Origin of the sequence: Pseudomonas alkylphenolica (assembly GCF_016009175.1) — a bacterium.
Lineage (GTDB): Bacteria > Pseudomonadota > Gammaproteobacteria > Pseudomonadales > Pseudomonadaceae > Aquipseudomonas > Aquipseudomonas alkylphenolica_B.
Map to the genome: position 1 here is coordinate 1 of NZ_JADUCM010000030.1, position 20,162 is coordinate 20,162.

The following is a 20,162-nucleotide window of genomic DNA, read 5'->3' on the forward strand; positions in this document are numbered from 1 at the left end:
TTCGGGCCAGAGTGAGAGGTGGATGGCGACTATGCTCCTACTCGTGCTCTAGGGCACTGCTGGCTATCAGTCTGCCATCCACCGCTCTCACCTCTGATTTTAAAGGCATGTGAAGACACAAGCTGGCGGAGCCTGCGATGGAAGGCGAAGCCTTCCCACAATCAGCAAACCTGCACCACCCGGTATTCCTGGCGCACACCACCGAGCACCAGGCTCACCTCTTCATCTTCAACCTTGCCGAGCAGGCTCTGCCCCAGCGGCGAGCGCGGGGTGATGACCGTCACCAGCTGCTCACCCTGGCCAATTTTCAGGCCGGCGCCTTCAGGCCCGAGAAACAGCTGCTGGCAGCTGCCATCTTCAGCCTCCAGGGTCACCAGGTTACTGACCTGAATACCCCGCACCGGGTCGTATTCACGCAGCAGCAATTGCTGATACGCCGCCCGTGCCTGGCGAATCTCTTCCATGCGCCGGGCCTGCCCGGTGGCAAGGTAAGAGGCCTCAAGGCCCAGGGTGTCGTACTTGTTCTCGGCGATGTTCTCTTCGGCCGTGGCCGCTTCATACGCGGTTTGGGCGGCGCGCTGGGCAACGTCCAGGTCGATGCTGAGGGTGTCGATGATGCGTTGCAGCAAGTCGGCTTTGTTCATGGTGTCAGTTGCAGAATTCCAGGACGAGGGCGCGACTTTTTTCAGTCGGTGCGGTGCGGTTTTGTTGCAGCCAGAACTGGCACTTGGGGTTGGACAGGTTGCGCGTACTGGCTTCGGCCTGATCCTGGGCCTGCTGCAGTTCCTGTTTGTGCAGGATCTGCTTGTACTGTTCAAACATCTGGCTTTGCGAATCTGGCGTAGCGGCCGGGGCGGTAGCGGGCGCAGGCGGCATCACCAGCTGGCTCAAGGGTTGCACCTGTTCAGGCAGCAGACGCCCGGCCAGCCACAGGCTGACGGCAATGGCCAGTGCGCCGAGCCAGAGGCCCAGGGCAACACAGAGGATCAATTGCACAGGCTTGAGGGTGATCTTCAATTCACGAGGGCGGGGCATGGTGGCCTCCTGGCCAGGTCCGGAGTGTTCATTGTGGCATGCTGCAACGGGTTTTTTTCGTGCCGCGCTTTTGTCTGCGATGATTTACCCGGACAATCGGCACTTTTTTCACGGGGCCAGCAATGAAAGCAGACTGGGACATCTTCTGTTGTGTCGTCGATAACTACGGCGACATCGGTGTGACCTGGCGCCTGGCCCGGCAGCTGGTGGCCGAACACGGGCTGGCGGTACGGCTGTGGGTCGATGACCTCACTGCGTTTGCACGCCTGTGCCCCGGTGCCGACACCCAGGCAGCGCGCCAGTGGCAACAGGGCGTGGAGGTATGCCACTGGCTGCCTGACTGGCAAGCGACATCGGTGCCGGATGTGGTCATCGGCGCGTTCGCCTGTCAGTTGCCTGCCACTTATGTGCAGGCCATGGTCGACAGCCCGCGCCCGCCGCTGTGGATAAACCTCGAGTACCTCAGCGCCGAACACTGGGTCGAAGGCTGCCATGGCTTGCCATCCCCGCAGCCCAATGGCCTGCGCAAGGTGTTTTTCTTCCCTGGTTTTACCGCCAAAACCGGAGGCCTGCTGCGCGAGGCGTCACTGCTGGCGCGGCGCGACGCGTTCGAGCAGAACCCGGCGGCGCGCCAGGCATTCTTGCAGGGGCTGGGCGTAACGCCGGCCAGCGATGCCCGGCTGATCTCGTTGTTCGCCTACGAAAACCCGGCCCTGGCCAGTTGGCTCGATGCCCTGGCCAGCGACAGCCGCGCCAACCACTTGCTGGTACCCGAGGGCCGTGTGCTCGGCGATGTGCAGGCCTGGTTGGGCGTGGACGCGTTGCAGGCGGGCAGTGTGGTGGTGCGTGAGGCCCTGACGGTGCAGATCCTGCCGTTCGTCAGCCAGGATGAATACGATCAATTGCTCTGGTGCTGTGATTTCAACGCCGTGCGCGGTGAGGATTCGTTCGTGCGGGCGCAATGGGCTGCGCGCCCGCTGCTGTGGCACATCTATGTGCAGGAAGAGTACGCCCACTGGGAAAAACTCGAGGCGTTCCTCGACCACTACGTCGAAGGGCTTTCGCCCGCGGCCAAAGTCGCCATCGTCGATTTGTGGCGCGCCTGGAACATGGACCGCGACATGGGCCAGGCCTGGCAGCAGGTGCTCGAACACTGGGCCGAGCTCGATCAGCATGCCCGTCGCTGGAGCGCCGTACAGGCCGCTCAGCCGGACCTTGCCACGGCGCTGGTACAGTTTTACCGAAATTCGCTATGATACGCGGCCTCGATTTTTGTAAATCCATCCAAATTCGGATATCTCGCAATGAAAACTGGTAAAGAGCTGAAACCTGGTACCGTACTGCGGATCGACAACGACCCGTGGCTGGTTCAGAAAGCGGAATTCACCAAGTCGGGCCGTAACAGCGCGATCATGAAGACCAAGCTGAAGAACCTGCTGACCGGCTACAAGACTGAAACCGTCTACTCGGCTGATGACAAGCTGGACGACGTGATCCTGGACCGTAAAGAAGCCACCCTGTCGTTCATCAGCGGTGACACCTACACGTTCATGGACACCACCGACTACACCATGTACGAGCTGAACGCCGAAGACATCGAAGCCGTTCTGCCGTTCATCGAAGAAGGCATGACCGACGTTTGCGAAGCCGTGTTCTTCGAAGGCCGTCTGGTTTCGGTTGAACTGCCGACCACCATCGTTCGCCAGGTTGACTACACCGAAGGTTCCGCTCGCGGCGACACTTCGGGCAAGGTCATGAAGCCTGCCAAACTGAAAAACGGCACCGAGCTGAGCGTTGCTGACTTCATCGAAATCGGCGACATGATCGAGATCGATACCCGCGAAGGTGGTTCCTACAAGGGCCGCGCCAAGTAATTCTGGCGATTCGCACAAAAAACCCGGCCTTGGCCGGGTTTTTTTATGCCTGGGTTTTACCCTCAGACAGTGACGTGCAGGCGCACATCGACGTTGCCGCGGGTGGCGTTGGAGTAAGGGCAGACCTGGTGGGCTGCGTCTACCAGCGCTTGCGCCTCGGCCTGTTGCAGGCCTGGCAGGTTGATGTTCAGGTCGATATCCAGGCCAAAACCACCGGGGATCTGGCCGATGCCGACGTCAGCGGTGATTGAGCTGTCGGCGGGCAGGGCTTTTTTCTGCTGGCCGGCAACGAACTTCAGCGCGCCGATGAAGCAGGCCGAGTAGCCGGCGGCAAACATTTGCTCAGGGTTGGTGCCGTCACCACCGGCGCCGCCCAGTTCTTTTGGGGTGCTCAGCTTGACCTTGAGTTTGCCGTCGCTGGATTCGGAAGTGCCGTCGCGACCGCCGGTGGAGGTGGCGTGCGCAATGTACAGCGGAGTGACCTTTTGCATGATGAGCCTCGCTTGTGAAGGGCGCCGCGGCGCTGAGTGGGTACGGGAATTAACTTAGCGCGCAATTATTTTGCGCGCAAGATAAATTTCGACCAGTCTACAAACGGTCATTCACAGCATAGTTGTCAGAGGCTTTTTTGCAGGTTGGCACGCAGCTCGAGCAGATCGGCCTGCAGCTGTTGCAGGCGCTCCAGGCTTTGCCCGCTGGCGGCCAGGATGCACGGCGGGATGGTTTGCGCCTTGGCTTGCAGGGCGCGACCTTGCTCGGTGAGTTGCACCAGCACCACCCGTTCGTCTTCTCGGCTGCGGGTGCGCTTGAGCAAGCCTTCGGCCTCCAGGCGTTTGAGCAGCGGGGTGAGCGAGCCGGGATCGGTCAGCAGGTGCTGGCTGATTTCACCCACGGTCAGGCCGTCCTGTTCCCAGAGCACGAGCATGGCCAGGTACTGTGGATAAGTCAGGCCAAGTGCCTGCAGCAGGGGCTTGTACACCTTGGTCATCAGCAACGAAGTGGAGTGCAGGGCAAAGCACACCTGGTTGTCCAGCAGCAGCTCGGTGCACGGTGTTTTGCGATCAGCGTTCATGCCAGGCCTTTGGTCAATGGGTGGAATAAATTTAGCACGCCGTTGATTAGCGCGCTGACTACCAGCGCAGCTCGCTTTGCAGCGCCAGGTCCCACGGGGGCTCGGGGCTGAAGCGGCTCTTGAGGAATTCGAGCAACAAACGGCTGCGAGAGTTCGTTTCATGATCCAGGCGCAAGGCATAGATACCGCTGGACTCGGCAGCCGGCAGGCCGTTTTCGCAAAACAATGGCAGCAGTTCGCCGCGCAGCAGGTATTCGCTGATCAGCCAGGTGGGCAGGTGGGCGATGCCAAGGCCGGCCAGCACCCCGAACAGCAGTGCCTCGGCATTGTTGGCGCTCATGCGCAGCCGCGACGGGCGGAACAGGCGCGTCTGACCGTCGACGCTAAAGCGCCAGGCAAACGGCGGGGCCAGGCCGTCCCAGTCCAGGCCGTCGTGCTCAGGCAGTTCGGCGGGGCTTTTGGGGATGCCGCGCTGCTTCAGGTAAGCCGGGCTTGCACAGGCAATGCGCACCATTTTGGCCAAGGGCGTGGCTACCAGGCGGGTGTCGGCCAAGGGCCCGGCACGCAGCGCCAGGTCGACCTGGCCCAGGTGTGCACCGTGCATGTCGACAAAGCTGTCGATCAGGCGCAACTGCACGTCCAGGCCGGGGTAAGCGACCAGAAAATCGGCAATCGCCGGAGCCAGGTGACGACGGCCGAAGGCGGCCGGTGCGTCCATACGAATTATGCCTTCCGGGGCGTTGCTCAACGACACCGCCTCGGCGCGAGCCAGGCGTAGTTCGCCGACGATGCGCCGTGCGCGCTCGGCAAAGGCATTGCCGGCGGGCGTCGGCCGCACCGCGTGGGTGCTGCGCACAAACAACTGGCTGCCCACGGCGCTCTCCAGGCTGTCGATGCGCCGGGCGACTGCCGAGGGCGTCAGCGGATGGCGCCGGGCGGCCGCCGAGAAGCTGCCGGATTCGATAACGTCGAGGAAGAGGTTGAGTTGTTCGGTGAGTGCATCGGGGTTCATTCAAGCGCTGCCTTTGCGAAATTGGCACAGCCATTGTGCGTTGCTGTGCGTTTCCCCGCTAGCACCGTGTCGGTAGCATGCATGCATTGGATTTTTTGGTGAGGCAGTGATGATCGAGTGGGCGATGTACATAGCGCTGGGCGCGGCGCTGGGCACGGTAGGCGGGCTGTTTGGTATCGGCGGTGGCCTGATTGCGATTCCTGCACTCGGGGTGCTGTTCGGGCTTGATCAGCAACTGGCCCAAGGCACCGCGCTGGTGATGGTGGTGCCCAACGTCTTGCTGGCCTTGTGGCGTTATCACCAGCGTAACCGTATCGAGTTGCGGCACGCGTTGCCGCTGGCGCTTGCGGGCTTCGTCTTTGCCTGGCTCGGGTCGATCTGGGCAGTGGGGCTGGATGCCCAGGCCATGCGCTTTGGCTTTGTGTTGTTTCTGGTGGCACTGGCGGTGTGGAATGTGGCGCGGATGTTCATGCGCAGCGCACAGCCGAGCAGTGAGATGCGTCACCCATGGCCATGGCTGGGTGTGCTCGGTGGTGGTGCCGGTGTGCTTGGTGGCCTGTTTGGCGTCGGCGGCGCGGTGGTGGCCACGCCGGTGCTGACCAGTGTGTTCGGCACCACCCAGGTGGTTGCCCAGGGGCTGTCGCTGGCCCTGGCCGCGCCCAGCACGGCGGTAACCCTGCTGACCTACGGCGTGCACCAGCATGTGCAGTGGGACATGGGTATTGCCCTGGCCATCGGTGGTCTGCTGAGCATCAGCTGGGGCGTGAAGCTCGCGCACGCCTTGCCGGAAAAAGTCCTGCGTTCACTGTTCTGCGGGTTCCTCGTGCTCTGTGCGGTGATGCTGGCGTTCAAGATCTGAAGCCTTCGGCGATGTAGTCGGCCATGCAATCGGTCATTTGTGACTGGCTGCTGAGGTTGCGCAGCAGCATGATGCTGGCAGTCGGCAAGCCCGGCAGGCCCTCGGCCTCGCCGATGATGCGCAGGTCGCTGGTGATCAGGCTCTGCAGTTGCGCCGTCACAGCCAGCCCGGCACTGACCACGGCCATGATCGCCGGGGTGCTGGCGCTGGTGTAGGCGATGCGGTACTCCTTTTCCACCGCATCCAGGGCGTTGCAGGCCCAGGTCCGGCAGCAGCAGTCGGTGTTGAACACGGCCAGGGGCAGGGGGTTGTGCTCATGCGGGCAAAAGCCCTGGGCCTGCACCCACACCGCCCGCTCACGGCGCAGCAACTGGCCAACTTCATGGCCGGGTTCGCAGGTGACGATGGTCATGTCCAGGTCCTGGCGCTGCATGAGCAGGCGCGAACTTTCGCAGTGCACTTCAACCTGAATCAGCGGATAGGCCTGGGCAAAGCTTGAGAGGATGCCCGGCAGAAAGCGCATGGCGTAGTCGTCCGGGGTACCAATGCGCACGGTGCCGACCATGTGCGGCATGCGCAGGGTATTGAACACTTCGCCGTGCAGTTTGAGGATGCGCCTGGCGTAGCCGAGCAGCACCTGGCCTTCGGCGGTCAGGCGTACCTGGCGGCCGTCGCGCTCGAACAGCTGGCGGCCGATGATGTCTTCTTCCAGGCGCTTCATCTGCATGCTCACCGCCGACTGGGTGCGGTTGACCACTTCACCGGCGCGGGTGAAGCCGCCGTATTCGGCGATGGCGACGAAGGTGCGCAAGACGTCGGAGTCGATACTCTGATACTGGGACAAGGCATCAATCCCCTAGATGTATGGCATCAGAAACATTCGTTGGATTGATCTTAGGCCTGCGCTGACACTGTCGTCATCCCACACGGAGGGCAAGACGATGAAAGGTCAGAAATCGCTGGTCCTGATGCACTCCCCGTCGCACCACGGCGGCTTGTCTCACCTCTTTCATGACGTAGTCGGGCAGTTGGCGCGCTGGCGTCAGTTGCACTACCAACGCATGGAGCTGGCACGCCTGAGTGACGCAGCGCTGCACGATATCGGCATGAGCCGTGCCGATGTGATGCAGGAAGTGGAGCGGCCATTCTGGGACGACCCGTTGAAAAAATGAGTCGCGCCCGCGTGGCAGCGCTACTACCTTAAGTGGGCTGTTCTGGAGGAACCGGGCATGCCCACCACTCAATCCATATCCCTGACGCAAGCGCGGCGCTTGGCCTTGTCGGCCCAGGGCTTCGCTGCGCGCGTGCCGCAACAGGTGCGTGCTGAACACGTGGCGCGTGTTGTCGAGCGCCTGGGTGTGGTGCAGATCGACTCGGTCAACGCACTGGTGCGTTCGCATTACCTGCCGCTGTTCTCGCGTCTGGGCAGTTATCCACAGGGGCTGCTCGATCAGCTCGCCTGGGGCCGCAACCGCCAACGCAAACTGTTTGAATACTGGGGGCATGAAGCCTCGCTGTTGCCGTTGTCGCTGTACCCCTTGTTGCGCTGGCGCATGGACCGGGCGCGCCAAGGGCAGGGTATTTACCAGCAACTGGCGCGCTTTGGCCGTGAACAGCAAGCCACCATCGACCGGGTGCTGGCGGCGGTGACCGAGCAGGGTGCCCTGGGCGCCGGCAGCCTGTCGACCCGGCAGGAGCGGGCCGGGCCCTGGTGGGACTGGAGTGCGGAAAAGCACGCACTGGAATGGCTGTTTGCTGCAGGCCTGGTGACGGTCGCCGGTCGTCGTGGCTTTGAGCGCCTGTACGATTTGCCGGAACGGGTATTGCCTGCGGCTTTGCTGCAACTACCGCAGCTCACTGAAGTTGAAGCTCAGCGCGGCTTGCTGCTGCAGGCGGCCACGGCATTGGGCGTGGCCACCGAAAAGGACCTGCGTGACTACTACCGCTTGAGCCCGGGCGATAGCCGCGCACGCCTTGCCGAACTGGTCGAGGAGGGCGCGTTGCAGTCCTGTTCGGTACAGGGGTGGTCACAACCGGCCTACTGCCTGAGCGATGCCCGTTTGCCGCGCCGTGTTGCGGCCAGCGCCTTGCTGTCGCCCTTCGATTCGCTGGTGTGGGCGCGCGAACGCACCGAGCGGTTGTTTGATTTTCATTACCGGCTGGAAATCTACACTCCGGCGCACAAGCGGGTGTATGGCTATTACGTGCTGCCCTTTCTGCACAATGAGTGCATCGCTGCGCGGGTCGACTTGCGTGCTGAGCGGGCCAGCAATCGCCTGGCGGTGCATGCCGTGCATGAGGAGGCGCCGGGCCTGGATGAGGCCGGGATGCAGGCCCTGGCCGATAGCTTGTGGCGCATGGCAGCCTGGCTGGGCCTGGCGGATGTGCAACTGAACTGCCCGCGGGCCAGTGCCGCACGCTTGCGCGTGGCACTGGCCCGCGGCGGGATCAGCGCCGAACCTGCTTGAGGGTTTCGGCGATCAGGAACGCCAGCTCCAGCGACTGGTCGGCATTCATCCGCGGATCGCAGTGGGTGTGGTAGCGGTCAGACAAGGCGTCTTCGGTGATCGGGCGGGCGCCGCCGATGCATTCGGTGACGTTTTGCCCGGTCATCTCGATGTGGATACCGCCGGCATGGCTGCCTTCGGCCTGGTGCACCTGGAAGAACTGTTTGACCTCACTGAGGATCTGCGCGAAGTCGCGGGTCTTGTAACCGCTGCTGGCCTTGATGGTGTTGCCGTGCATCGGGTCGGAGCTCCATAGCACCTTGCGCCCTTCGCGTTCAACGCTGCGAATCAGTGCTGGCAAGTGCTCGCCAACCTTCTCGGCACCCATGCGCACGATCAGGTTGAGGCGGCCGGGGTCGTTGTCCGGGTTGAGCACGTCGATCAGGCGGATCAGCTCCTCGGTGTTCATGCTCGGGCCGACCTTGACCCCGATCGGGTTGTTCACCCCGCGCAGGAACTCGACATGGGCACCGTCGAGCTGACGGGTGCGGTCGCCGATCCACAGCATGTGCGCCGAGCAGTCGTAGTAATCGTTGGTCAGGCTGTCACGGCGCACAAAGGCTTCTTCATAGTTCAGCAGCAGCGCCTCGTGGGCGGTGAAGAAGCTGGTTTCACGCAGTTGTGGCGAGCTGTCCATGCCACAGGCGCGCATGAAGGCCAGGGTTTCATCGATGCGGTCGGCCAGCTGGCTGTACTTTTCTGCCAGGGCCGAGTTGGCGATGAAGTCCAGGTTCCACTTGTGTACCTGGTGCAGGTCGGCAAAGCCGCCCTGGGCAAAGGCGCGCAGCAGGTTGAGGCTGGCGGTGGACTGGTGATAGGCCTGTAGCAGGCGCTCCGGGTCGGGTACCCGACTTTTTTCGTCGAAACCGATGCCATTGACGATGTCGCCACGGTAAGCGGGCAGGGTGATGCCGCCGATGGTTTCATCGCCGGCCGAGCGCGGCTTGGCGAACTGCCCGGCCATACGCCCGACCTTGACCACCGGGCAGCCGGCGGCAAAGGTCATGACGATGGCCATTTGCAGCAGTACTTTGAAGGTGTCGCGAATCTTCGCTGCGGAGAATTCGGCGAAGCTTTCTGCGCAGTCGCCGCCTTGCAGCAGGAACGCCCGGCCTTCGGTGACCTCGGCGAACTGTCGACGCAGTTCGCGGGCTTCGCCGGCAAACACCAGCGGCGGGTAGCTGGCCAGGGTTTGTTCGACCTTGAGCAGGTGCGCCGCGTCGGGGTAGTTCGGTTGTTGCTGGATCGGCAGGGCGCGCCAGCTGTCAGGGCTCCAGGGTTGGTTCATCACAGGCTCGGTCTTATCGTAATTGGGCTGTCTGCCATGGTACCAGTTGCAGCATGCCTTGTTGCACTGGCGCCATTGACGGACAATAGCGGTTTTTGCCTGTAACGGCGGCGCACGCCGGGAGACAGCATGACAGTTGAGCGGGAAGAGCGGGTGCTGGCCCAGGTCCAGGACCAATACGGCACCATCAGCGTGCTGGAGGTCGAGGACTACCGGTTTCTCGAGTTCGGCGAGGCCATCGAGCAAAGCTGTGTGTTTACCGCCGACCCCAGCTGGCTGGAGTATGACTACACCCGCGCCATGCTGATTGGTGCGCTGTGCCATGCGCAGCCCGAAAGTGCGCTGTTCCTTGGCCTTGGCGCCGGTACCCTGACCCAGGCGTGCCTGAAGTTTTTGCCGCTTGAAGACGTCGAGGCCATCGAACTGCGCCCCGATGTGCCGCGCCTGGCCATCGAATACCTGGGGCTCGACGACGACCCGCGCCTGTACATCCGCATCGGCGACGCCATGGAGCTGCTCAACAGCGCCGAGCCGGCCGACCTGATCTTCGTTGACCTGTACACCGATCACGGCCCTGGCGTGGCCCACCTGGCCTGGCGCTTTCTTGAAGACTGCCAGAAGCGCCTGAACCCGGGGGGCTGGCTGGTGATCAACCAGTGGGCCGGTGATGACGGCAAGCCGCTGGGCGCTGCCCTGTTGCGTGGCCTGTACCACCGCCACTACTGGGAGCTGCCGGTCAAGGAGGGCAATGTGATCATCCTGGTACCGTCCGAGCTTGATCAGGAGCTGGACATGGACGGGCTCAACGCGCGTGCCGAAGCACTGGCGCCGCAGCTTGGTTACTCGTTGCAAACGCTGATCGGCGCCATTCGCCCGGCCACCTGAGCCGCGTGGTTGAGCGGGCAGTAGAAAAACGTTTCAGCCATTTGCCGTCTCCCAGCGCTCAGGCCCGTCGTAATCAGGCCTGACGCTGGCGTGTTGCGATAAAAAATTCTCCCGTGAATGGGGAATTCAGGTATAGTACGCGCCGGTCTTTTACCAGACCTCGTTTAGGTAGTGCATTTCCCCGAAGCCAGCTTCGGCTGCGCGTCCGCCTCGCGGACTCTCCTTGACGTTCCTATTTTTCTTCAATCGTTTTCGCAAATCCCCGCCGACAAAGCTGCCAGGGTGACCTTCGGGTCTTACAAGGCATGTGCAGCTTTGGAGCATGGGTCTTTGCGGATGCACTTAGAGGCAGACCCATGACCCAGGAAACCGGCGGCTTCGCCGCTCTCGATCTTCATCCGAGCATTGTTGCTGCAGTACTGGCTACCGGCTACGAAGAGCCATCCGCCATTCAGCAGCAATCGATCCCGATTATTCTTGCCGGTCACGACATGATCGGTCAGGCGCAGACAGGTACCGGTAAAACCGCTGCCTTCGCACTGCCTATCCTGAACCGCATTGACCCGAGCAAGCGCGAGCCGCAAGCCCTGATCCTGGCGCCAACCCGTGAGTTGGCGCTGCAAGTAGCTACCGCATTCGAAACCTACGCCAAGCAAATGCCGGGCGTAACCGTGGTGGCCGTGTACGGTGGTGCCCCGATGGGCCCACAACTCAAAGCAATCCGTAACGGCGCGCAAATCGTCGTTGCTACCCCGGGCCGTCTGTGCGACCACCTGCGTCGCGACGAGAAAGTTCTGGCAACCGTCAACCACCTGGTGCTCGACGAAGCCGACGAAATGCTCAAGCTGGGCTTCATGGATGACCTCGAAGTCATCTTCAAGGCCATGCCTGAGAGCCGTCAGACCGTGCTGTTCTCGGCCACTCTGCCGGCCTCGATCCGCGCGATTGCCGAGCGTCACCTGCGTGATCCGAAGCACGTCAAGATCCAGAGCAAGACCCAGACCGTAACCGCGATCGAACAAGCCCACCTGATGGTCCACGCCGACCAGAAGGTTTCTGCTGTCCTGCGTTTGCTGGAAGTGGAAGAGTTCGACGCACTGATCGCCTTCGTGCGTACCAAGCAAGCCACCCTGGACCTCGCCAGCGCCCTTGAAGCCAAAGGCTACAAAGCTGCTGCGCTGAACGGTGACATTGCCCAGAACCAGCGTGAGCGCGTTATCGACTCGCTCAAGGATGGCCGTCTGGACATCGTCGTTGCAACCGACGTTGCCGCCCGTGGTCTGGACGTACCGCGCATCACTCACGTGTTCAACGTTGACATGCCGTACGACCCGGAGTCCTACGTTCACCGTATCGGCCGTACTGGCCGTGCCGGTCGCGAAGGCCGTGCGCTGCTGCTGGTTACCCCGCGCGAGCGTCGCATGCTGCAGGTGATCGAGCGTGTTACCGGTCAGAAAGTTGCCGAAGTTCGTCTGCCAAACGCCCAGGCCGTTCTTGATGCACGCATCAAGAAGCTGACCAACAGCCTGGCACCGCTGGTAGCTGACGCCGAGTCGACCCATGGCGACCTGCTGGATCGCCTGACTGCCGACATCGGTTGCAGCCCGCGTGCTCTGGCCGCAGCCCTGCTGCGCAAGGCGACCAACGGTCAGGCCCTGACCCTGGACGCTGTCGAGAAAGAGCAGCCGCTGGTTCCGACCTACACCCCGCGTGAGCGCACTGGCGAGCGTCCAGAGCGTGGCGAGCGTGAGCGTCGTGCACCGATGCCGCTGGGCGAAGGTCGTGCCCGTTGCCGTACCGCGCTGGGTGCGCGTGACGGTATCGCCGCCAAGAACCTGCTCGGCGCCATCCTCAACGAAGGCGGCCTGGCCCGCGAAGCGATCGGCCGTATCCAGGTACGCGACAGCTTCAGCCTGGTCGAGCTGCCGGAAGAGGGGCTGGAGCGTCTGCTGGCCAAGCTCAAGGACACCCGCGTTGCCGGTAAGCAGCTGAAGCTGCGCCGCTACCGCGAAGACTGATCCGCGAGTGATAAAAAAATCCCCGACTGAGTCGGGGATTTTTTTTGCCTGCACGGGCCTCATCGCTGCCCTGTTCGCCGGCAAGCCTGGCTCCTACGAGACCGTGGCATGCCGTAGGGCTGGCTGAGGCTACCGCTAGGCCCTGTAGGAGCGAGGCTTGCCCGCGAAGAACGATCACGCGGTGTGCCTGGTGCGCCTGGTTCGCCGGCAAGCCTGGCCTACGCTCAATCAAAGCGGTAGATATCCATCCCCAGCGCACCCAGGGTGAAGCCCTGATGCACGATGCCGAACTGCCCACCTGCGCCCCGGGCAAAATACAGCGGCAGCAGGTGTTCATCACTCGGGTGGTTGCGTACGGCAAACGGCGCCTGCCGGCGATAGTCGTTGAGGGCCGGCATGTCGTCGGCCGCCAGTTTGTCGATCATCCATTCACGAAACGCCAACGCCCAGGGCTCAACGCTCTCCGGCCCGGCATGCCAGTCCAGTTCGCCCAGGTTGTGGGTGATGCTGCCCGAGCCGATCAACAGTATGCCGTCGGCGCGCAGTTCGCTCAGTGCCTGGCCAACCTGCAGCTGCAATTGCGGGCCCATCCGCGAAGGCAGGGAGACCTGTACGACAGGGATGTCGGCCTGTGGATACATCAGCGACAGCGGCACCCACACACCATGGTCGAAGGGGCGCTGCGGGTCGAGCCGAGCTTCCAGCCCGGCGTTGCCGAGCAGGCCGGCCACGCGCTGGGCCAGCTGCGGTTCACCGGGGGCCGGGTACTGCACGGCAAACAGTGCGGCAGGAAAACCGCCAAAGTCATGCCAGGTTTGCGGCTGCGGGTGGCTGGAAACCAGCAGTTCGCGGCTCTCCCAGTGTGCCGAGACCATCACGATGGCTTTCGGGCGCGGGAGCTGGGCCGCCAGGTTTTTCAACGCAGGCCCACTGGCACCCGGCTGCAGGGCAAGCATCGGTGAGCCGTGAGAAATAAACAGGCTGGGCAGCATGGAAGGGCTCCTGAAGGTAAGATGCGCTTATCTTCAGGCAGATCATTGATCTAAATCTAATATAAGTTTTCGCGGTATTTGATCGAATTTATCGAGGTGAGGCATGCAAGCGGAATTTTGGCAGTCGCGCTGGAACAACAATCAGATCGGCTTTCATCAGCCGCAGGTGAACGCCTACCTTCAGCAGTACTGGCCGGCGTTGGTGATCCCGGCCGGGGCGCGGGTGCTGGTGCCGCTGTGCGGCAAGAGCCTGGACATGCTCTGGCTGGCAGGCCAGGGGCTGCAGGTGCTCGGGGTGGAGTTGTCGGAACGGGCGGTGGAAGCCTTCTTCGCCGAGCATCAGCTTGTGCCTCAGGTGTCGCAGCGTGGCGCCTTCAAGGTGTTTCGCTGTGAAGACATCGAAATTTGCTGTGGCGACTTTTTTGCCCTGCGCGCCGAAGACGTTCAGGGCTGCACGGCCTTGTATGACCGCGCCGCGGTGATTGCCCTGCCGGTGGAGATGCGCAAGCGCTATGTCGAGCACCTGGGCGCCATCCTGCCGGCATCGGCTGCGGGCCTGTTGATCACCCTGGACTACAACCAGTCCCAGCTCGACGGCCCACCTTTTGCGGTCACCGACGAGGAGGTGCAGGTATTGTTTGCTGCCTGGGAGCCGCAGTTGCAGGCTTCGCATGATGTGTTGGCAGACAGCCCGAGGTTTCTACAGGCCGGTGCCAGCCATTTGCTGGAGCGGGTGTACCGGCTGCAGCGCTGAAATGCAAAAGGGCGACCCGAGGGTCGCCCTTTTTTGTTGCGGTATCGCTTAGCCGCGACGGCGCAGTGCTTCGATGCGGTCTTCCAGTGGCGGGTGGCTCATCAGCAGGCCAGCCAGGCCCTGCTTGAGGCCGCCGTTGATGCCGAAGGCGTTCAGGGTGCTGGGCATGTGCACCGGCACGTCCTGTTCCGAACGCAGGCGCTGCAATGCGCCGATCATGGCGTTGGTGCCTGCCAGGCGGGCGCCGGCTTCGTCGGCACGGTATTCGCGTTTGCGCGAGAACCACATGACGATGATGCTGGCGAGAATGCCCAGGACCAATTCGGCAACGATGGTGGCGATGTAGTAGGCGATGCCCTGGCCTTCTTCGTTCTTGAAGATCACCTTGTCGACAAAGTTGCCGATGATCCGCGCGAAGAACATCACGAAGGTGTTGACCACGCCCTGCACCAGCGCCAGGGTGACCATGTCGCCGTTGGCAACGTGGCCGATCTCGTGGGCCAGTACGGCACGGACTTCATCGGGCGAGAATCGCTCCAGCAAGCCCTGGCTGACCGCGACCAGCGCGTCGTTGCGGTTCCAGCCGGTGGCAAAGGCGTTGGCCTCGTAGGCCGGGAAGATCCCCACTTCGGGCATCTTGATGCCGGCCTCGCGGGAGAGCTCTTCGACGGTCTGCAACAGCCACTGTTCGTGACGGGTGCGCGGCTGGCTGATGATCTGGGTGCCGGTGCTCATCTTCGCCATCCACTTGGAGATGAACAGCGAAATCAGCGAGCCGGCAAAGCCGAACACGGCACAGAAAATCAGCAGCTGGTCGAGCTTGAGGTCAACCCCGTTTGCCGCCATGAACCCATTGAAGCCGAACAGGCTCAGGGTAATGCTGGCAATCAGCACGACCGCAAGGTTGGTGGCTACAAACAGTAAGATGCGCATCATGGTTGTTACGGTCTCCTGACGGATAAAAGTGTCACGTATGCGGGGTATATAAGGCGCGGGCTTCAGTGATTCAACCGGGCGACTATTTCAAACTGTGTACTTGTCTGTATTACAGACGAATTCCAGCATCCCGCACGGCAAGGTGTCGAGACGATAAGGGCAGGGTAAAAGGTCTGTAAGGCCTGCGTCGATGTTGACGCAGGCCTTTTTTGCGACGCCTGTGGGTTACTGCTGATATGTCTTCAGGAAGTTTCCGATGCGGCCGATGGCCTGCTCCAGGTCGTCTACCCGTGGCAGGGTGACCACGCGGAAGTGATCCGGCCATGGCCAGTTGAACGCAGTGCCCTGGACGATCAGCAGTTTTTCCGAGAGCAGCAGGTCGAGGGCGAACTTCTCGTCGTTGAGGATCGGGCAGACTTTCGGGTCGATCCGCGGGAAGGCGTACAGCGCGCCCATCGGTTTGACGCAGCTGACGCCCGGGATGTCATTGAGCAGCTCCCAGGTGCGGTTGCGTTGCTCCAGCAGGCGGCCCGGCGGCAGGACCAGGTCGTTAATGCTCTGGTAGCCGCCCAGGGCGGTCTGGATGGCGTGCTGGCTCGGCACGTTGGCGCACAGGCGCATGTTGGCCAGCATGTCGATGCCTTCGATGTAGCTCTGGGCGTGGTGCTTGGGCCCGGAGATGATCAGCCAGCCGGAACGGAAACCCGCCACCCGGTAAGATTTCGACAGGCCGTTGAAGGTCAGGCAGAGCAGGTCCGGGGCGAGGGCGGCGGTGCTGATGTGCACGGCTTCGTCGTAGAGGATCTTGTCGTAGATCTCGTCGGAGAACACCACGAGGTTGTGCTGGCGCGCCAGCTCCAGCATGCCCAGCAGCAATTCGCGCGAGTACACCGCACCGGTCGGGTTGTTCGGGTTGATGATCACCAGAGCCTTGGTGTTGGGGGTGATCTTGGCCTTGATGTCTTCTAGGTCAGGGAACCAGTCGGCCTGCTCGTCGCACAGGTAATGCACCGGGTTGCCGCCGGCCAGGCTCACTGCAGCGGTCCATAGCGGGTAGTCCGGCGCCGGGATCAGCACTTCGTCGCCGTTGTTGAGCAGCGCCTGCATCGACATCACGATCAGCTCGGAGACACCGTTACCCAGGTAGATGTCTTCGATGCCGACACCTTCGATCTGCTTTTGCTGGCAGTACTGCATGACCGCCTTGCGTGCGCTGAACAGGCCCTTGGAGTCGCTGTAGCCCTGGGCAGTCGGCAGGTTGCGGATCACATCCTGGAGGATTTCGTCCGGCGCTTCGAAACCAAACGGCGCAGGGTTGCCGATGTTCAGCTTGAGGATGCGATGGCCTTCCTCTTCCAGGCGTTTGGCGTGCTTGAGCACCGGGCCGCGAATGTCATAGCAGACATTGGCGAGCTTGTTCGATTTGCTGACCTGCATGATGTGATCCCGATTAGAAAAGATCGCCGCGCATTGCGCTGTGAAAACGTTTGAAATGCGTGTAACGCGGGTGCCAGACTGATGTCTGATGAGGCGCAATAATATACGTGCCCACCGCGCTGTGGAAAAGACACTGCGCGGGGTTTTTAGTCTGCCGAGGCCTGCATATGGAAAAGATCGAGAAAACCCTGGACGAATGGCGCGCAATGCTCGACCCAGAGCAGTACAACGTCTGCCGCCTGAAGGGCACTGAACGGCCCTTCAGCGGCAAGTACAACAGCACCCGCACCGACGGGGTGTACCACTGCATCTGCTGCAATGCGCCGTTGTTCGATTCGACCACCAAGTTTGACTCCGGTTGTGGCTGGCCCAGCTTTTACGCGCCAATTGCAGACAGCGCGATGATCGAGATTCGCGACACCTCCCACGGCATGATCCGTACCGAGGTCACCTGCGCGCAGTGCGATGCACACCTGGGTCACGTGTTTCCCGACGGGCCACCACCGACCGGGCTACGCTACTGCATCAACTCGGTCTGCCTGGACCTGGTTCCACGCTGACAGAGGAGGCATACCATGAGCGACACACTGCTGAACATTCCCTGCGTCACCCTCAAGGGTGAACACAAGCACCTGGGGGATTTCCCCGGCAAGGCCTTGCTGGTGGTCAACACCGCCAGCCAGTGCGGCTTTACTCCGCAGTACAAGGGCCTTGAGCAGCTCTGGCAGCGCTACCGCGAGCGCGGCCTGGTGGTGCTGGGCTTTCCGTGCAATCAATTCGGCAAGCAGGAGCCGGGTGACGCCCGTGACATCGCCCAGTTCTGTGAGCTGAACTTTGGTGTCAGCTTTCCACTGTTTGCCAAGATCGAGGTCAATGGCAACGGGGCGCATCCGCTGTTTGTCGAGCTGAAAAAACGCGCGCCCGGCTTGTTTGGCTCGCAAAAGGTCAAATGGAACTTCACCAAGTTCCTCGTCGACCCGGCAAGCGGCAAGGTCACGCGTTTCGCCCCGAGCACCAAGCCCGATGCACTGGCCGGCTCGATCGAAGCGTTGCTCAGGTAGTGGTCAGCGGCACCCAGTGGTCGATCAGGGCCAGTAGTTCTTCGCGTCGAAACGGTTTGGCCAGGTAGTCATTCATGCCTGCAGCGCGGCAGCGTTCGCGCTCTTCGGGCATGGCGTTGGCGGTCAGGGCGACGATGGGCAGGTCTGGCCAGCGTCCGCTCTGGCGGATGCGTCGGCTGGCTTCATAGCCGTTCATGACCGGCATGTTGCAGTCCATCAACACCAGGTCGAAAGTGGTCCGCTCGAGGTGCTCCAGGGCCTCGGCACCATGAGCGGCGATGGCCACCTCGCAGCCGAGCTTGCTCAGCATGCCCTTGGCTACCAGTTGGTTCACCGGGTTGTCCTCCACCAGCAGAATGCGCGCGCGACGGCTGTGCTGGGTACTCCCTCGGGTGTGGGCGTCGCTTTGGTCCTTGCCGTGCAGGCTGCGCCGCAAGATCTGGTACAGCGCGTTGCGGGCCAGTGGCCGGGCCAGTTGCTGCAACGGGGCAAGGTGCGCGGCCTGCTCGCCCGGCAGAAAATTTCCGTAGGCGGTCACCAGCAGGATCGGTGCGATAACCTCGGGGCGAAGGGTGAACAGGCTGTCGAGGTCGTCGGTGATGACCAGATCGGCATTCGCCGCGACCAATTGATCGACGCGGTCGTAACGCCGCACGTCCAGCCCCCAGCCCGGGAGCAGGGTAGACAGCAGTTCCGTCAGGCCGCTGCTGATGTCGCTGAGCACGGCAATGTTGCCGTACAGGCGCTCGGCGGGTACCGCTGCGGTGTGGCTGAGCAATGGCAGCTCGGCGGTGAACTGGCTGCCAAAGCCCGCTTCGGAGCTGATGCTCAGCCGCCCGCGCATGGCCTCACAAAGGTTGTTGGTCAGGGCCAGCCCCAGGCCGGTACCGCCATATTGCCGGGTAATGCCGACGCCTGCCTGGGTAAAGGGCTGGAAGATGCGCGCCTGGGCTTCGTGGGCGATGCCGATACCGGTGTCGCAGACATCCAGGCGCACGCCGCCTTTATAGGTACTCAGGCGTACATCAACACGACCGAAACGGGTGAACTTCAAGGCATTGGACAACAGGTTGCTGACGATCTGCCGTACGCGGGTGGGGTCACCCAGCACCATTGCAGGGAAATCCGGGTCGATCAGGCAGGTTAGCTCGACACTGGCGGCGGCGTTCTGCGACAACAGGTTGGCGGTGTCCTCGACCAGGGCACCGAGGTCGAACGGGATGCGCTCCAGCTCCAGCTGACCGGCGTCGAACTTGGACAGGTCGAGAATATCGTTCAGCAACTCCACCAGCACCTTGCCCGAGTCGTGGGCGATCGACAGCTGCTGGCGTTGCTCGGCGTTGAGCGGGCTGTCGAGGGACAGCGCAATCATCCCCAGCAGGCCGTTGAGCGGGGTGCGGATCTCATGGCTCATGTTGGCCAGAAAAGCCGCCCGCGCCTGGGCCATGTCCAGGGCGCGCCGGCGTGCGTCTTCAAGCTCTTCATTGGACTGGCTCAGGCGCGTGTTGCTGGCCTTGAGTTCATCGGTGCGTGCTGAAACGATGTTCTCCAGCTCGCCGAGGTATTCGGTCAGCCGGTTTTCAGCGGCGCGACGCTGCTGGATTTCCGTGGCCATGCTGACGAACTGCTGGTTGGCGACTTTCACCAGCACACCGATTTCATCGTGTTCATGGCCGGGCGGGAAATGCAGTTTCGACTGCTCCGGTTGCCGCGGGTCGCGGCTGGCCAGGGCGCTGATCACGCGCACCAGCGGTTTGGTCAGCATGAAATAGAACAGGGCGAGCAGAATGCCGGTAAGGATCAGGCTGCGGATAAAGCCGTTGAGCAGGGTGACTTCGGCGCGCTTGAGAAAGCGGCCACCAAAAGCGAAGGTGTCGACTTCCAGGTACAGGGTGCCGAGGTATTCATCGGGCATGTGGCTGAGGAACAGCGGGTCCTGAAAATTTCGGCTTTCACCGAACAGAAAGTCGCTGATGGCGCGGTAGCTGTTGTCCTCGCGCGGGCGCTGTACATCAGCCAGTACCGTGTCGTTGTTGTCGATCAGGCGCGCGCGGGTGATGGCCGGTGATTGCAGCAGGCCGCCGGTCAGTTCCTGGGCCAGTTCGGCGTCGATGTTGTAGGCGATGCGCGAGGCCGGGTTGTGGCTGATTTGCAGCAGGGTACGCATCTCACGGTTGATGGAGGCGTCTTCGCTGGCATAATCGATGCCGATCTGAATGAGACTGAGCAATGTACCCAGGATGAAGCCGACCAGGACCGTCAGCCGGGCTTGCTTGTAGGACAGGCGATTGGTGAACTTGATATCCATGAGTCCCGAGCCAGTTTCACGTTCCGTGCGCTGCGCAAGCATAGCCGATCAGTCCCGGCTGCTGGCACGCCCTGTCACACATTCAGCCGTGCATTTGTCTTTGAATCAGCCCTGAGGATCCGTA

20 protein-coding genes and 1 pseudogene are annotated in these 20,162 nt (G+C 62.2%); 10 read left to right on the forward strand and 11 right to left on the reverse strand.

All coding sequences use genetic code 11. The features are described 5' to 3' along the window. Positions 1-161: 161 nt before the first annotated feature. The gene (locus tag I5S59_RS20980; protein WP_197878302.1) at positions 162-644 is read right to left on the reverse strand and encodes a GreA/GreB family elongation factor; all 483 of its coding nucleotides are present in this window, start codon (positions 642-644) and stop codon (positions 162-164) included. 4 nt (positions 645-648) lie between these two features. Beyond that, positions 649-1,035: a hypothetical protein gene (locus I5S59_RS20985; RefSeq protein WP_197878303.1), complete on the reverse strand. Its 387-nt coding sequence runs from the start codon at positions 1,033-1,035 to the stop codon at positions 649-651. Between the two features lie 122 nt (positions 1,036-1,157). Between I5S59_RS20985 and earP the strand changes: the two genes are divergently transcribed. Both earP and I5S59_RS20995 read left to right on the forward strand, forming a co-directional pair. Further along, positions 1,158-2,291, forward strand: coding sequence for an elongation factor P maturation arginine rhamnosyltransferase EarP (gene earP / locus I5S59_RS20990; RefSeq protein ID WP_197878304.1), 1,134 nt, complete (start codon positions 1,158-1,160; stop codon positions 2,289-2,291). 48 nt (positions 2,292-2,339) lie between these two features. Beyond that, positions 2,340-2,909 (forward strand): elongation factor P, encoded by a 570-nt coding sequence (locus I5S59_RS20995; protein WP_107026588.1) that lies wholly within the window; start codon positions 2,340-2,342, stop codon positions 2,907-2,909. A 62-nt stretch (positions 2,910-2,971) separates the two neighbouring features. Here I5S59_RS20995 and I5S59_RS21000 read toward each other — a convergent pair whose 3' ends face one another. The 3 genes from I5S59_RS21000 to I5S59_RS21010 form a co-directional block, all read right to left on the reverse strand. Further along, a complete protein-coding gene (locus I5S59_RS21000) occupies positions 2,972-3,400 on the reverse strand; it encodes an organic hydroperoxide resistance protein (RefSeq protein ID WP_197878305.1) in 429 nt (142 codons plus the stop codon). A gap of 125 nt (positions 3,401-3,525) precedes the next feature. Beyond that, on the reverse strand, positions 3,526-3,981 hold the full coding sequence (locus I5S59_RS21005; RefSeq protein WP_128325970.1) for a MarR family winged helix-turn-helix transcriptional regulator: 456 nt from the start codon (positions 3,979-3,981) through the stop codon (positions 3,526-3,528). Between the two features lie 58 nt (positions 3,982-4,039). Further along, entirely contained in the window at positions 4,040-4,993 is a 954-nt protein-coding gene (locus tag I5S59_RS21010; RefSeq protein WP_197878306.1) for a LysR family transcriptional regulator, read from the reverse strand. Between the two features lie 109 nt (positions 4,994-5,102). On the opposite strand from I5S59_RS21010, the gene I5S59_RS21015 reads away from it, so the two are divergent. Next, positions 5,103-5,852, forward strand: a complete 750-nt coding sequence (locus I5S59_RS21015; protein WP_197878307.1) for a sulfite exporter TauE/SafE family protein — start codon at positions 5,103-5,105, stop codon at positions 5,850-5,852. Here the strand turns inward: I5S59_RS21015 and I5S59_RS21020 are convergent. Then, positions 5,842-6,696 carry a LysR family transcriptional regulator gene (locus tag I5S59_RS21020; RefSeq protein WP_197878308.1) on the reverse strand — a complete coding sequence of 285 codons (855 nt, stop codon included), beginning with the start codon at positions 6,694-6,696 and terminating at the stop codon, positions 5,842-5,844. The two genes, I5S59_RS21015 and I5S59_RS21020, sit on opposite strands and share 11 nt — an antisense overlap. A gap of 97 nt (positions 6,697-6,793) precedes the next feature. Between I5S59_RS21020 and I5S59_RS21025 the strand changes: the two genes are divergently transcribed. Together I5S59_RS21025 and I5S59_RS21030 are read left to right on the forward strand one after the other, a co-directional pair. Beyond that, complete coding sequence (locus I5S59_RS21025; protein ID WP_332262092.1) at positions 6,794-7,024, forward strand: DUF1127 domain-containing protein; 231 nt, start codon at positions 6,794-6,796, stop codon at positions 7,022-7,024. Positions 7,025-7,081: 57 nt separating this feature from the next. After that, positions 7,082-8,320, forward strand: a complete 1,239-nt coding sequence (locus I5S59_RS21030; protein WP_197878310.1) for a winged helix-turn-helix domain-containing protein — start codon at positions 7,082-7,084, stop codon at positions 8,318-8,320. Here I5S59_RS21030 and I5S59_RS21035 read toward each other — a convergent pair. Beyond that, positions 8,301-9,647 carry a class II 3-deoxy-7-phosphoheptulonate synthase gene (locus I5S59_RS21035; protein WP_197878311.1) on the reverse strand — a complete coding sequence of 449 codons (1,347 nt, stop codon included), beginning with the start codon at positions 9,645-9,647 and terminating at the stop codon, positions 8,301-8,303. The genes I5S59_RS21030 and I5S59_RS21035 overlap by 20 nt on opposite strands. Positions 9,648-9,776: 129 nt before the next feature. Between I5S59_RS21035 and I5S59_RS21040 the strand changes: the two genes are divergently transcribed. Next, complete coding sequence (locus tag I5S59_RS21040; protein ID WP_128325977.1) at positions 9,777-10,532, forward strand: spermidine synthase; 756 nt, start codon at positions 9,777-9,779, stop codon at positions 10,530-10,532. Positions 10,533-10,854: 322 nt separating this feature from the next. Beyond that, positions 10,855-12,550 (forward strand): annotated as a pseudogene (locus I5S59_RS21045) (DEAD/DEAH box helicase). A 224-nt stretch (positions 12,551-12,774) separates the two neighbouring features. Here I5S59_RS21045 and I5S59_RS21050 read toward each other — a convergent pair. Continuing rightward, positions 12,775-13,542, reverse strand: coding sequence for a DODA-type extradiol aromatic ring-opening family dioxygenase (locus tag I5S59_RS21050; RefSeq protein ID WP_197878313.1), 768 nt, complete (start codon positions 13,540-13,542; stop codon positions 12,775-12,777). Positions 13,543-13,645: 103 nt separating this feature from the next. On the opposite strand from I5S59_RS21050, the gene I5S59_RS21055 reads away from it, so the two are divergent. Continuing rightward, positions 13,646-14,296, forward strand: coding sequence for a thiopurine S-methyltransferase (locus I5S59_RS21055; protein ID WP_197878314.1), 651 nt, complete (start codon positions 13,646-13,648; stop codon positions 14,294-14,296). A 48-nt stretch (positions 14,297-14,344) separates the two neighbouring features. On the opposite strand, the gene htpX is transcribed toward I5S59_RS21055, so the two are convergent. Together htpX and I5S59_RS21065 are read right to left on the reverse strand one after the other, a co-directional pair. Further along, complete coding sequence (gene htpX, locus I5S59_RS21060) at positions 14,345-15,232, reverse strand: protease HtpX (protein ID WP_128325981.1); 888 nt, start codon at positions 15,230-15,232, stop codon at positions 14,345-14,347. A 225-nt stretch (positions 15,233-15,457) separates the two neighbouring features. Continuing rightward, complete coding sequence (locus I5S59_RS21065; RefSeq protein WP_128325982.1) at positions 15,458-16,669, reverse strand: pyridoxal phosphate-dependent aminotransferase; 1,212 nt, start codon at positions 16,667-16,669, stop codon at positions 15,458-15,460. 167 nt (positions 16,670-16,836) lie between these two features. On the opposite strand from I5S59_RS21065, the gene msrB reads away from it, so the two are divergent. Next, on the forward strand, positions 16,837-17,229 hold the full coding sequence (gene msrB / locus I5S59_RS21070) for a peptide-methionine (R)-S-oxide reductase MsrB (RefSeq protein WP_128325983.1): 393 nt from the start codon (positions 16,837-16,839) through the stop codon (positions 17,227-17,229). Between the two features lie 15 nt (positions 17,230-17,244). Next, positions 17,245-17,730: a glutathione peroxidase gene (locus tag I5S59_RS21075; RefSeq protein ID WP_197878315.1), complete on the forward strand. Its 486-nt coding sequence runs from the start codon at positions 17,245-17,247 to the stop codon at positions 17,728-17,730. Here the strand turns inward: I5S59_RS21075 and I5S59_RS21080 are convergent. Continuing rightward, on the reverse strand, positions 17,723-20,080 hold the full coding sequence (locus I5S59_RS21080) for a hybrid sensor histidine kinase/response regulator (protein ID WP_197878316.1): 2,358 nt from the start codon (positions 20,078-20,080) through the stop codon (positions 17,723-17,725). The two genes, I5S59_RS21075 and I5S59_RS21080, sit on opposite strands and share 8 nt — an antisense overlap. Between the last annotated feature and the right edge of the window lie 82 nt (positions 20,081-20,162).

Bases quoted from the DNA above. Each gene is read 5' to 3' on its own strand.
- I5S59_RS21025 (WP_332262092.1), top strand. From the start codon at position 6,794: ATGAAAGGTCAGAAATCGCTGGTCCTGATGCACTCCCCGTCGCACCAC.
- I5S59_RS21050 (WP_197878313.1), bottom strand. From the start codon at position 13,542: ATGCTGCCCAGCCTGTTTATTTCTCACGGCTCACCGATGCTTGCCCTG.
- I5S59_RS20995 (WP_107026588.1), top strand. From the start codon at position 2,340: ATGAAAACTGGTAAAGAGCTGAAACCTGGTACCGTACTGCGGATCGAC.
- I5S59_RS21065 (WP_128325982.1), bottom strand. From the start codon at position 16,669: ATGCAGGTCAGCAAATCGAACAAGCTCGCCAATGTCTGCTATGACATT.
- I5S59_RS21040 (WP_128325977.1), top strand. From the start codon at position 9,777: ATGACAGTTGAGCGGGAAGAGCGGGTGCTGGCCCAGGTCCAGGACCAA.
- I5S59_RS21010 (WP_197878306.1), bottom strand. From the start codon at position 4,993: ATGAACCCCGATGCACTCACCGAACAACTCAACCTCTTCCTCGACGTT.
- I5S59_RS20980 (WP_197878302.1), bottom strand. From the start codon at position 644: ATGAACAAAGCCGACTTGCTGCAACGCATCATCGACACCCTCAGCATC.
- I5S59_RS21075 (WP_197878315.1), top strand. From the start codon at position 17,245: ATGAGCGACACACTGCTGAACATTCCCTGCGTCACCCTCAAGGGTGAA.
- msrB (WP_128325983.1), top strand. From the start codon at position 16,837: ATGGAAAAGATCGAGAAAACCCTGGACGAATGGCGCGCAATGCTCGAC.
- htpX (WP_128325981.1), bottom strand. From the start codon at position 15,232: ATGATGCGCATCTTACTGTTTGTAGCCACCAACCTTGCGGTCGTGCTG.
- earP (WP_197878304.1), top strand. From the start codon at position 1,158: ATGAAAGCAGACTGGGACATCTTCTGTTGTGTCGTCGATAACTACGGC.
- I5S59_RS21015 (WP_197878307.1), top strand. From the start codon at position 5,103: ATGATCGAGTGGGCGATGTACATAGCGCTGGGCGCGGCGCTGGGCACG.
- I5S59_RS21055 (WP_197878314.1), top strand. From the start codon at position 13,646: ATGCAAGCGGAATTTTGGCAGTCGCGCTGGAACAACAATCAGATCGGC.
- I5S59_RS21080 (WP_197878316.1), bottom strand. From the start codon at position 20,080: ATGCTTGCGCAGCGCACGGAACGTGAAACTGGCTCGGGACTCATGGAT.
- I5S59_RS21035 (WP_197878311.1), bottom strand. From the start codon at position 9,647: ATGAACCAACCCTGGAGCCCTGACAGCTGGCGCGCCCTGCCGATCCAG.
- I5S59_RS21030 (WP_197878310.1), top strand. From the start codon at position 7,082: ATGCCCACCACTCAATCCATATCCCTGACGCAAGCGCGGCGCTTGGCC.
- I5S59_RS21000 (WP_197878305.1), bottom strand. From the start codon at position 3,400: ATGCAAAAGGTCACTCCGCTGTACATTGCGCACGCCACCTCCACCGGC.
- I5S59_RS21005 (WP_128325970.1), bottom strand. From the start codon at position 3,981: ATGAACGCTGATCGCAAAACACCGTGCACCGAGCTGCTGCTGGACAAC.
- I5S59_RS20985 (WP_197878303.1), bottom strand. From the start codon at position 1,035: ATGCCCCGCCCTCGTGAATTGAAGATCACCCTCAAGCCTGTGCAATTG.